The organism is Amycolatopsis sp. NPDC059235, from assembly GCF_042754125.1.
GTDB classification, from domain to species: Bacteria; Actinomycetota; Actinomycetes; order Mycobacteriales; family Pseudonocardiaceae; genus Amycolatopsis; species Amycolatopsis albidoflava.
This window is the reverse complement of record NZ_JBHZAG010000158.1, coordinates 1-11356: the sequence shown is the minus strand read 5'-3', so window position 1 is coordinate 11356 and position 11356 is coordinate 1. Positions and strand designations below refer to the sequence as shown.

At 69.2% G+C, this 11356-nt stretch carries 11 protein-coding genes; 3 read left to right on the top strand and 8 right to left on the bottom strand.

What is annotated here, in order from left to right:
- Positions 1–86 precede the first annotated feature (86 nt).
- The 7 genes from ACFXI3_RS45910 to ACFXI3_RS45880 are packed head-to-tail and all read right to left on the bottom strand — an operon-like array spanning position 87 to position 6332.
- Complete coding sequence (locus tag ACFXI3_RS45910) at positions 87–989, bottom strand: RimK family alpha-L-glutamate ligase (RefSeq protein ID WP_378408444.1); 903 nt, start codon at positions 987–989, stop codon at positions 87–89.
- Positions 986–1723, bottom strand: a complete 738-nt coding sequence (locus ACFXI3_RS45905; RefSeq protein WP_378408442.1) for an SDR family oxidoreductase — start codon at positions 1721–1723, stop codon at positions 986–988. Before ACFXI3_RS45905 ends, ACFXI3_RS45910 begins: the two co-directional genes overlap by 4 nt.
- Before the next feature lie 31 nt (positions 1724–1754).
- Complete coding sequence (locus ACFXI3_RS45900) at positions 1755–2861, bottom strand: homoserine O-acetyltransferase (protein WP_378408440.1); 1107 nt, start codon at positions 2859–2861, stop codon at positions 1755–1757.
- 21 nt (positions 2862–2882) lie between these two features.
- Positions 2883–3845 carry a cysteine synthase A gene (cysK, locus tag ACFXI3_RS45895; RefSeq protein WP_344278179.1) on the bottom strand — a complete coding sequence of 321 codons (963 nt, stop codon included), beginning with the start codon at positions 3843–3845 and terminating at the stop codon, positions 2883–2885.
- Positions 3820–4680: a diaminopimelate epimerase gene (gene dapF / locus ACFXI3_RS45890; protein WP_378408438.1), complete on the bottom strand. Its 861-nt coding sequence runs from the start codon at positions 4678–4680 to the stop codon at positions 3820–3822. Before dapF ends, cysK begins: the two co-directional genes overlap by 26 nt.
- 28 nt (positions 4681–4708) lie before the next feature.
- The gene (locus tag ACFXI3_RS45885; RefSeq protein ID WP_344278185.1) at positions 4709–5527 is read right to left on the bottom strand and encodes an arginase family protein; all 819 of its coding nucleotides are present in this window, start codon (positions 5525–5527) and stop codon (positions 4709–4711) included.
- 13 nt (positions 5528–5540) lie between these two features.
- Positions 5541–6332, bottom strand: a complete 792-nt coding sequence (locus ACFXI3_RS45880) for a YqcI/YcgG family protein (protein ID WP_378408436.1) — start codon at positions 6330–6332, stop codon at positions 5541–5543.
- A gap of 1484 nt (positions 6333–7816) precedes the next feature.
- On the opposite strand from ACFXI3_RS45880, the gene ACFXI3_RS45875 reads away from it, so the two are divergent.
- The gene (locus ACFXI3_RS45875) at positions 7817–8770 is read left to right on the top strand and encodes a nucleoside-diphosphate kinase (protein WP_378408434.1); all 954 of its coding nucleotides are present in this window, start codon (positions 7817–7819) and stop codon (positions 8768–8770) included.
- Between the two features lie 9 nt (positions 8771–8779).
- Here ACFXI3_RS45875 and ACFXI3_RS45870 read toward each other — a convergent pair whose 3' ends face one another.
- Entirely contained in the window at positions 8780–9751 is a 972-nt protein-coding gene (locus tag ACFXI3_RS45870; protein ID WP_378408432.1) for a nucleoside-diphosphate kinase, read from the bottom strand.
- Between the two features lie 115 nt (positions 9752–9866).
- Between ACFXI3_RS45870 and ACFXI3_RS45865 the strand changes: the two genes are divergently transcribed.
- Both ACFXI3_RS45865 and ACFXI3_RS45860 read left to right on the top strand, forming a co-directional pair.
- Complete coding sequence (locus ACFXI3_RS45865; protein WP_378408430.1) at positions 9867–10907, top strand: CobW family GTP-binding protein; 1041 nt, start codon at positions 9867–9869, stop codon at positions 10905–10907.
- Positions 10908–10982: 75 nt separating this feature from the next.
- The gene (locus ACFXI3_RS45860) at positions 10983–11252 is read left to right on the top strand and encodes a hypothetical protein (RefSeq protein WP_378408428.1); all 270 of its coding nucleotides are present in this window, start codon (positions 10983–10985) and stop codon (positions 11250–11252) included.
- Positions 11253–11356 lie beyond the last annotated feature (104 nt).

Genomic DNA, 11356 nt, shown 5'->3' with positions numbered 1-11356 from the left:
GACGGAGCTGCGCGCCCGGCCCGGGGGGCCGTGCACGCAGCTCCGTCAGACGCCGACGCGATCCCGCGTTGTGGCTGGGGGGGTGGTCAGGAGCCGACGCGGTTGGCTAGAACGGTGGCGAATCGTAGGGCGCTGCCGTCGCTGAAGGGGAGGTTGAGGGACGGTTCGCAGATGTCCAGTTCCAGCACCCGCGGCTGTCCCCGGTCGTCGCGGACCAGGTCGACGCGGCCGTACAGCAGCGGGCGGTCCAGGCCGAGATGGTTCGCGGCGGCGTCGAGCGCGGCGGAGGCGACCGCGCGTTCGTCCTGGTCGGCTACGCGCGGTTTGCGGAAATCGAGCGTCGGGACGTGCACGGTTCCGTCCGGCATCAGCATCGCGGCCTTGCGGATCGCGTGGCTGTACTCCCGGTCGAAATAGATCAGGTTCGTTTCGCCGTCCCGGTCGACCGACTCGAGATACGGCTGGACGAGCGCGTGCCCGCCTTCGCCGAAGAGCTTCGACAGATGCGCGGCGGCTTCAACAGCCGCCGGCCGGGTGAATCTGCGGACATTGCGCGAATACGCGCCGACCCCCGGTTTGACGACGATTTCCGTCGCGTCGCGATGCTGCTCCAGCACTTCCCGCACCACGACGTCCGGGTCGTCCCCGGGGGCGGCGAACCGGCTCGGGACGACCGGGACGCCGAGTGCGGCCAGGTCCGCCAAATAGGACTTGTCCAGCGCCCACCGGGCGACCACCAGCGGGTTGAGCAGGAGCGTCGTCTCCTCGACCCGTTCGCACCACGCCAGGAACTCCGGCAGCTGGTCGACGTAGTTCCACGGCGAGCGCAGCACGACCGCGTCGAACCGGGACCAGTCGACCTCGGCGTCCTCCCACTGGCAGACCTCGGTGTCCAGGCCGACTTTCGCGCAGGCCTCGCGCAGCAGCGGCATGTCGTAGTCGATGGGCAGGCTGACCCGGTCGGTCACGAGGGCAACGATGCGGGTCACCACGGCAGGACCTTCCCGGCGTGCACGTAGCTGCCGCTCGGGCCGTCCTCGTCGAGAAGCGCGAGTTCGACGCTGGTCACGGCGGCGTCCGCCGGTTCGAGGTCGCCGGCTCCGTCGTTCATCCCGGTTTTGGTGTAGCCGGGGTGCGCCGAGTTGACCTTGATCGGCGTGTCCCGCAGCTCGTACGCCAGGTGCACGGTCCACGAGTTCACCGCGCTCTTCGTGGCGCTGTAAGCCGGAAGCGCCTTGAAGGTGTCGCTGTGGGTGTAAGACTCGGGATCGCTGTGCCGGGTGAGCGAACCGAGCAGGCTCGACACGTTCACGATCCGCCCGGCGGCCGACTTGCGGATCAGCGGCAGCATCGCCAGCGTCGTCTCGACAGTGCCGAACAGGTTGGTGTCGAAGGTTTCCCGCCATTCGGCGAGGGTCTGCTCGGACGGCTGCTTGCCGTACTTCTCGATCCGCACCGCCGCGTTGTTGACCAGGATGTCGAGCCGTCCGTACCGGGTTTCCAGCTCCGCCGCGGCGGCCGCGATGCTCTTCGGGTCGGTCACGTCGAGCTGAAGCCCTTCGACGGCGAGACCCGCGTCGCGCAACCCCGTCGCGGCTGTCTCGACGGCGGTTTCGTTGCGTCCGCTGAGCACCACGCGGACGCCGCGTTCGGCGAGCTGCCGAACGATCTCGAACCCGATGCCGCGGTTGGCCCCGGTGACCAGGGCAATGGTGTCGTCCAAATCGGTCTCGCTCTCTTGTCTTCTCCGGCGGTCACAGGGTGGACAGGAATTTCGCCACCGGCGGCCCGAAACTCTCGAGGTCCGCCAGGAACGCGTCGTGGCCGAGGTCGGATTCCAGGGCGAGGAACTCGACGTCCGCGCCGCCCGCCCGCAATCCGTCGGCGATCTGCCGCTGCTGGTGCAGCGGGAACAGGATGTCCGTCTCGGTGCCGATCACGAGCGCTTGATCGACCCGCAGCCGCGCCAGCGCCTCCGCGGCGCTGCCGTCGCACAGCTCGCCGAGGTCGAACCAGTCCATGCTGCGGCTGAGGTAGAGGTAGCTGTTGGGATCGAACCGGCGCACGAAGCGGCGCGCGTGATGGTCCAAATAGAACTCGACAGCGAACTCGGGGCCGAAAGCGGCGTCCCCGGCCTCGGATCTTTCGCGGCCGAACCGGCGTTCCCATTCCCGCGCCGACCGGTACGTGGTCATGCCGATCTTGCGCGCGGTCAGCATGCCGCGTTCCGGATAGCGTTCCGGAAGGTACTGCCCATCATTCCACAGTGGATCCGACCGGATCGCTTCCCGTTGCAGGGAACGGATCGCGATCGAGTACGGCAGCGAATGCGCGGCCGCGGAGATGCTGACGTGACTGCGCGCCAGCTCCGGATGCCGCGCCAGCAACGCGAGCGCGCTCATCCCGCCCATCGACGCGCCGACGACGCACGCCAGCCGCTCGAATCCCAGGTGCCGCACCGTGTTCGCCGCGGCGTCCGCGATGTCCTCAATGGACAGTTCGGGAAAACTGAGCCGGTACGGCTGCCCCGTCGCCGGATCGCGCGACGCGGGCCCGGTCGATCCTTGACAGCCGCCGAGCGAGTTCACGCAGATCACGTGCCACTGGTCGGTGTCGATCGGCTTGCCCGGACCCAGCATCGACTCCCACCAGCCGGGGGCGGGGTCCTCCGGGCTGGACGCCGCGTGCGCGTCCGGCGAAAGACCGGTGAGCAGCAGGACGACGTTGTCCCCGGTCGCGGAGGGCTGTCCGAAGGTCTCGTAGGCGACGCGCGCGCCGTGCAGCTCGCCGCCGCGTTTCATGGCGAATCTCTCCGGCAGCCGGGCGAACCGCGTGGCCGGAGGAATGAATTCGTGCATCATGCGTCCCAGGTGGTCGTGCGCTCACTCGCCGAGCGAGGCCAGCCATTCGTCGTCCGAACCGTCGCTGATCCCTTCGAACCAGAAGCCGGACAGATACCGTTCGCCGGTGTCGGGCAGCATCGCGAGCAGCACCGCGCCCTCGGGCGAGCTCTCCGCTTCGCGCAGCGCGGCGGCGAGCGTCGCGCCCGCGGACATTCCGGCGAAAATCCCCTCCTCGGCGGCCAGGCGGCGCGCGGTGTCCCTGGCCAGCTCGTCGTCGATCGTCACCAGCTCGTCGATCACGGTGCGGTCCAGCACCCCGGGGACGAAGTTCGGAGCCAATCCCTGCAGCTGGTGCAGATTCCACGACTGCCCGGCCAGCACGGCCGCCTTTTCCGGTTCCAGCACGACGGTCCGCACGTCGGGCCGGGCGAGCTTGAGCATCTGCCCGACGCCGGTGATCGTGCCGCTGGTGCCGAATCCGGTGACGAAGGTGTCCAGCCGTTTCCCGGCGAAGTCGGAGAGGATTTCCGCGGCCGTCGTCTCGCGGTGGTACGCGGGGTTGGCCGGGTTCTCGAACTGGCGGGCGCGGAACCAGCCGTGTTTCTCGGCCAGTTCGTCGGCGATCCGGTTGCCGCCGAGGCTGCCGAGATGGCCGGGGAACAACAGCACCTTGCCGCCGTACGCGCGGATCAGCTTGCGCCGCTCCACCGAATACGTGTCGCCGAGCACCGCGACGAACTGGTACCCGCGCGCGGCCGCCACCATCGCCAGCGCGATGCCGACGTTGCCGGACGTGCACTCCACGATCGTGTCGCCGGGCTTGAGCTCTCCCCTGGCCTCGGCGTCGAGGACGATGGCCAGCGCCAGCCGGTCCTTCACCGAGCCGCCCGGGTTGAACGACTCGACCTTGACGTACACCGAGACGTGCCCGGGCGCCATCCGGTTCAGCCGCACGATCGGCGTGCGGCCGATCGCGTCAAGAATGCTGGAGTACAGCGGCATGACGGAATTCTCCTTCGTACACAGTCGTGGCCGGACCGGCCAGGACGATCGGCTCCTCTTCGGACGGCCAGCCGATCCGGAGCTCTCCGCCGGGCACCTCGACCGTCACGTTCCGGTCGAGCCGTCCGGCCCGGATCAGCACCGCGGCGGCGGCACAGGCCCCGCTGCCGCAGGCGAGCGTCTCGCCAGCACCGAATTCGTGGACCCGCAGGCGAATCCGGTCGCGAGCCACGACCTCGGCGAATCCGACGTTGACCGTCGGCGGCAGTCCGGGCAGCGCTCGCACGGCCGGGCCGAGCCGGGCCACCGGGGCGCTGCCGACGTCGTCGACTTCGAGGACCACGTGCGGGTTTCCGGTGGAGGCCGCGGCGAAGCGGACGGGAGTCCCGTCCGCCAGCGCGGCCTCGTACCGGCCGTCCAGGCTCGCGAAGCCGGACAACGGGATCTGCTCGGGAGCGAACCGCGGGACGGTGAGCCCGATGCTGAACGCGTTGTCTCCCAGCACTTCCACCGGATGCGTCCCGCTCGGACTGTCTATCTCGAACGACGGCGGGCGCGCCAGCCCGGCCCGGACGAGCCAGGAGGCAACGCAGCGGGCGCCGTTGCCGCACTGCATCGAGCTTTCGCCCGTCCCGGTCCAGATCTCGAACGCGGCGACCGCGGAAGCGCTGCGCGGCGGCCGGATCCCGAGGATCAGGTCACAGCCGACGCCGGTGTGCCGGTCGGCGAGCGCCCGGCACAGTTCCGGCGACGGCGCGGGCGCGTCCCGCAGGTCTAGTACGACGAAATCGTTGCCGCACCCGTGCATTTTGGTGAACGGAAGCGTAGGACTCACCCGCGCCGCCTTACGACGGCCGCCGGGTTCATCGCACCGCCGCGGTCGCGAACACCGGAGCGACCATGTCCATAATGGACTCGGTCGCGCGCGCGTCGGTGCTTTCGTCGCCGGTCGCGGCGAACTCGGCCAGTTCGAGGCCGAGGACGTCGGCGGCCGGAATCGCCTCCAGGATCTCGCGGATCCGGCCCGGCGCCAAGCCGTCGGGCACGTGGTAATCGGCGGGCACCGTGCCCGGTTCCAGCACGTCCCAGTCGATGTGCACCCACACTCGCGCGCCGCCGACGGCCGCCGCGACCCGCTGCCCGGTGACGTCCGCCGGAGCGAGGATCCGCACGCCCGCCTTGTCCAGCAATTCGCGTTCGGACGGATCGATGTCGCGCGCGCCGACGAGGACGACCCGGCTGGGGTCGACGCCCGCGCCGTGCCCGCTTTCCCACAGGCCGCACGCGCCCGACAGCGCCATTCCGCCGAGGTAGCCCGATTCCGTGGTGTCCGGGGTGTTGAAGTCGCCGTGCGCGTCGATCCACAGCACCGCGCAATCCGGGTGCGCCCGGACCGCGGCCGGCAGCGTCGCCAGGCTGGCCGAGCAGGTGTTGGCCGCGAGCACCGTGCGCCGTCCGGCCGCGACGCTCGCCGAAACCGCTTGCGCCAGGCCGGAAAGCGTCTCCTCCGCGGCCGGGAGGCTGACTGTCCAGTCGTCGTCCTCCGGGCCGGCGGGAGTGCCGACGAAGCGCGGCTCGACGCCGTACCGCTCGCGCAGCGCACGCGCCGTGCGGGCCGCGCCCTCGATCATTCCCGCCCCGCGATCTCCTATGCGGCCTTGGGAAACGATCACTTCCATCATCGCCTGTCTCCGATCAGGTAGGGGCCGCGGCCCCGTCCGGCTGCGCGGTTTCGGGTGCCCGGAAGGAAAACGGGCAGGAATCGGTCCGGTCGACGTCGTCCTCGGGCAGGCCGTACTGCCACCATTCGAGCCCGGCGACGCCGTAGGAGCCGAGCTGGCGGGCGCGCGGGGCGAGGTCGTAGCGGTCGATCCTCGCCCGGATGTTGCTGCGGACCTTGCGGCCGCTCGGCGTGTCGCCCGCGACCACGTCGAACCGCTCGCGCGGGTTGACCACGAGCACGAAGTGCGCGCCGAGGTTGCGGCTGCGGCGGATCTCGTGCGCGGGGTTGCTCATGTTGACGAACAACGGCATTCCGTTGAAACACATGGACCAGGAGCTTTCGCCGGGGTCGGTGCCGACGTTTTCCGGCCACGATGCCGGGTCGACGTGGTGCAGCTTCTGGATCACCTCCCAGCCGAACGCCTGGTACCCGGCGACCGACCGGGCCGAGACGGCCGAAGGCGAGAACACGATCAGCAACGGGTACGCGGTGTCGAGATGGCCGTTCCAGTTCCGGGAAAGCTCGACGTAATCGGCGAGCGCGGCGCCGAGTCTCGCCACGCCGTCCGGTCCGGCGTCCTCGGCGAAGGCGAACAGCAGCAGCCTCTTCCGGAACGCGTTTCTCGAGAAGACACAAGGGAAACCGCGGTCGGTGAGCCTGGACTCGACGTCGCGGAACGCCGCGGCGCGCCAGCCGGCTCGGACTGTTTCGGCCTCCTGCTGGGTGATCAAGGTCGTGCTGCGGGATTCGAGCAATCGGTGCATTCCGGCCCTCCGGGAATATTCTTCCTCGGGATACGTGGTCCTCTCCGCCGTCCGGCCGGGCCTCAGTCGCGGGAGCCGGTCGTGCGGGATTTCTCCGGCGGACCCGCGGAACGGATTCCGGCTGGTCGACGGCCGCCCCGGTGCGGCGTCGATCGTCCGGGCATGCGAAGCGCCGCCAGCCGGTGCGGACGGAGGCGCAGGTGGTCATGGTGGTGCTCGGCTGCGCGGTGCTCGGGGCGTGCTTCACTGCCGTGCGGTTGCAGAGTGTTCGCGCAGCCGACCGGTCCGAATCCGTGCGCGGCGCGTCCGGGGCTCACCCGCACCCGTCCATACCCGGCACGGCCGTGTGCGAGCCGCGATGCGAAGCCGCTGGCGGTTATTCCCCCACTGGACCAGCGCTGCTCCTCAGACTCTATGGACCCGGGCAAACCGGCGCAGCGACCATCCGGGTGAACAACATTCTACGCGAAAAAATGGAATGTCGGAGAATCTGTCGAGACAATACGCGGAACCGAGCAATTCGCTTCCGGCATCCGGCGCAATTCCCGGACGGGAGGGTGCGGGATCGACCGCGACCGCCGGTCCGGACCGCGGAAAACGCCTGGCGGAGGGGACAAAACGGCTTCGTCCACAGTAGACTTCCAGTACTCGCCGGTTCCGCGCCGCGCAGGCGTTCCGCAGGATGAAGGCCAGGTCCGGCTCCGCCGGTCGGCCGCCGGACCTGCCGCGACCGTAGCCTGATCGGCCGCCGCGGATTCCGCCATTCCGCCCCCTGCGGAGGCGAAACTTCGCATATTCACGATGAAGCGGACTTTCGCCGACATCGGCCACGCGTGAGCGCGAGACTTCGAAGACATTCGGTATTTCTTGGCGAATTGCTCATCGGTGCTTCACCCGCCGGAGCAATCCCGATCGTGCACGGCAAACCGGGAGCGGAGCGCGCTAGGCCTCGCTGGCATCGGAATAGGTCGGAAGCCGCCCGTCTCCGCTACGGTCTTCTTGGGCGAATCGCGCCGCCAGTTCGGGAATCCGCAGAAACGCAGTGTCGCTAGACACCTCGCAAACGCGGCCGGGAGGTCGCCCGGGTCCTGGATGAGTTCCCCGGCCAGGACGCAGGCGCCGACCAGCGCGGCGGAGGTGCCCATTCCGCTGCGGGGAGACCCGCGGTACCCGGCGTCCCGCATGCCTTCGAGGAACCGTCGGGGCTGCCGGCCCGCCGGCACCCGCCCCCCAGGGCACGGGGGGCGTCCGGACTGTCCGAACAGGACGTCCGGACGGCGATGCTCGCCACCAGCCGTTTCACCGTCGGGAGCGTCCTGGAGGAACAGGGCGACGCCCAAGACGCCCCGGAAATCGCCGGGGCACCCCGGCCCGGACCCGGCGTCCGCGTTCAACGACGGCCCGGCCCAGCGCGGTTGACTCTCGTCGCCGGTCTCCGCTCGCCGGGCCGGTTCCGGGATAGCATTCGCGGCAGAGGATCGACCATGGGGGCGAAGATCGACGAGACGGACTGGGCCACGCTCACGCGCATGCCCGCGAAGCGCACCGCATACCGCCGCGAAACCTACTTCCGGGAAGGGGCCCGCGACGTCGCCCGGTTCCTCGGCGACCGCGCCGCGGAAGTCCTGCGCCGGCACGCGCTGCTGATGGTCAAACCCGACGGCATCGCCGCGGGCAAGGTGCGCCCGGTGCTCGACTGGCTGACCGAGCAGGGCTTCGCCGTCCAGGCCGTGCAGCGCCCGGAGTTCACCGGATTGGTGTGGCGAGAGATGTGGCGATACCAGCTGACGTCGGCCACCGTGGACCGGCTCGCGCTGAACGACCTGATCTACGTCGGCTCCGGCCTGCTGGTGCTGCTGCGAGACGAGCAGCCAGGGCCGATGCCCGCGACGACGCGGCTGGCCTCGCTGAAAGGCTCAGCCGACCTGGCGCAACAGAAGCCTGGCACGCTGCGCGCCCTGCTGCGCCAGCACAACCGCAACTTCAGCTACGTCCACGTCGCCGACGAGCCCGCCGATCTGGTCCGGGAACTCGGCCTGCTGCTCGATCCAGCACAGCGGCGGGAAGCACTGAACGGACTGGCCTCCGGCGAGCCGACCGGTCTCCCGGTGCTTGAAGAGGCGCTCGCCGCCGAAGCCGCCGCTGTCCCGCAGAACTTCGACGCCGACGCGGCCGCCGATGCCGTGGCAGACGCGCTCAAGCGGTCCGAACACGGCAACCAGGCGCGCCAACTGCTGGAACGCTTGCGGTTCGGGGAATCCGTGCCTTGGGTCGAGGTCGCCGAGGCCGTCGCCGCGAGCGGGGCCGAGATCGATCGCTGGGACCTCGCCGCGGTCGGGGCGAGCCTGATCGAATGCGACGAACCCGGCGAGACGAAGCTGATCGCCAATCCGGAACCGGTGCTCTGGGACCGGCCGCGGGTGCGGCGTCCTTTGTAGACGAACTGGTCAGCCGACGACCGGGCGCTCCGTCCACGCTTCCGGCGAAACCGGCGGCAGCAAGGCATGCGGCACCGGGCGTTCGTTGTGCACCACGAACGACGCCGTCACGATCACGTCCCAGCGGTCGGCCTTCTCGAAGGGCACCCACTCGGCCAGCTCGTCCCAGCCGATCCGATCGCCTCCCACTACGACCTCCCGCAGCCGGGCGACCGCGGAATCGCCCGCTGCCGGGGCCAGCCGATCGAGCGTCGCGTCGATATCCAGGTCATGCGCGGGGCAATCCGCTTCGATGGCAGCGATTTCGGCCCGCGCCTGTGCCGTGCGGTCCTCGGCGAGGTACGCCCGCAGCTCCTCGAGAAACCGGAGCCGCGCCGGACGGTCGAGGAAGATCGCCAGCTCGCGCACGATGTCCGCCGGTTCGTCGCCGACGTGCACGAAATTCAGGATCCGGTTGGGCGGGTTCAGCTTCGTGCGCAGATGATGCGGCTTGCGCTGGGCCGGATCGCCGACGCCCTTCAGCTCGCAGAGCCGGACCGTCGCGGGCAATCCCGCGACCGGGCGGACGTCGCGCGCCAGGAAGAGCAGCACGTCGTTGGCGAGATAGTAGAAAGTGCACAGCTGCAGCCGGTCGACGGTGTAGATGTGCCAGTCGTAGCGCCACACCTCGCGCATCGAATGCCGGGTGTAGCCGAAGCGCGTGGTGGCGACCGGCACGAAACCGTTGTCCGCCAGGTACTCCATGACGAGACCGAGCCTTCGGCCGACCACCGCGTCCGGTTTGACCACGAGCATCGCCAGCCCGCCGAACACGCCGGTCGCTTCGCCGCCGAAGACCGAGAGCACGTCCGCCCAGCCCTCGCGGAAGTACAGGTCGTAGCCGAAAACCTCCCGTTTCTCCGGCACGGCCGACAACTGCCGCCACTCTTCGGCCGTCGGCATGCCGTCGACTCGGTCCTCCCTGCCCGGCGTCCAGATCATCGGTTCATCGTGCCACAGCGGCGCACTCCGCCATTCCCGTTCGCGCGGCGGCAATGCCTGCCGTCCGGCGCCGCCGGGTATCGTCGACGGCCCGGACGACAGAAGGGGTGGAAGCGTGGCCAGGCAGCGGGTTCCGGTAGTTCTCGTCGCGGGTTTTCTCGGCGCGGGGAAGACCACAATGCTCAACCACCTGCTCGCCAACCGCCAGGGCGCCAGGGTCGGCGTGGTGGTCAACGACTTCGGCCGCGTGAACATCGACGCGCTCGCGGTCGCCGGGCAGGTCGACACGATGGTGTCGCTGGGCAATGGGTGTCTGTGCTGCGCGGTGGACGCCAGCGGGCTGGACGCGATGCTCGGCAAACTGTCCCGGCCGGAGGCTGGCATCGACGTGATCGTCGTGGAGGCCAGCGGGATCGCGGAGCCGCGGGATCTGCTGCGGTTGATGATTGCCAGCGAGAACCCGGATATTCGGTATGGCGGGCTGGTCGAGGTCGTCGACGCGGTGGAGTTCGAGGCCACCCGGGAGCGGCATCCGGAGCTTGCCGAGCACTTGCGGGTGGCTGACCTGGTGGTTCTCAACAAGGTCGATCGGGCTGACGCCGACGCGGTGGCCAAGGTGCGGGGCGTGGTCGAGGAGTACGCGCCTGGGGTGCCCATGGTGCTGACGGAGCGCGGGCGGGTTGATCCGGCGTTGTTTTTCGATGCCCGGCCTCGGGAGAGTTACGGGCAGTTGTCGTTTGACGATCTTCGCGAGCATGATCATTCCGAGCATTTGCACGCGCGGTACGAGAGTGTCACGTTCACGTCTGATCGGCCGCTTTCTCCTCGGCGGTTAATGGCGTTTCTGGAGAGCCGGCCTGGTGGGTTGTATCGGGTCAAGGGGCAGGTCGATCTTGGCGTCGAGGGCGGCCGGTCTCGGTTCGGGTTGCATACGGTGGGGGCGTTTGTGCAGGTCGAGCGGTCGACTTGGCCTCGTGGGGAGCGTCGGACCGAGCTGGTGTTGATTGGGGCCGGGATTGATTCCGCCGCGGTGGAGCGGGAGCTTCGGGCTTGCGTGGATGAGGGTGCCGGGGATGACGAGCGGGGGCTTTTGCGGTTTCTCCGGTATGTGGACGAGCCGGACGGGAAGTCGTCGCGCCACGCCGAAGACAGCTAAAAGCGATGATTGGCGGAGCGGGAGTCGCAGTATGGCCGGGTAGCTCGAAGCAGCCTCTTTGGAGGACGAGTTCCCATGGCGGAGACGATTGCGGCTCGGTGGTATTTGGTCGGTGCGCTGCCGGAGGAGGATCCGGTCGCGCATCTCATGACTCGCGCGGATGATCTTCGGTATCGGCGGTCTGCTTGTGGGGAGCGGGATTCGCGGACCTGGACGCCGGTGGATTTGAATGAGCCGGGGACTGGGGATGTGACGCCTTGTCCTGGGTGTGTGGCCAGTCTTTCCGGGGCTTCCGCGGGGGCTGGTTCTGAGGAGCAGTTGGCGTTTGATCTGTCGTTGGGGTGACGTCGGGGGCGGCTCGTCGCCTGGCGGCGACGTTGCGCACGGTGGTTGCGTGGGGCACCCCGAAGTTTGATTGTCCTGACGGTCTGGGGGTGCTTGTCAAGGCG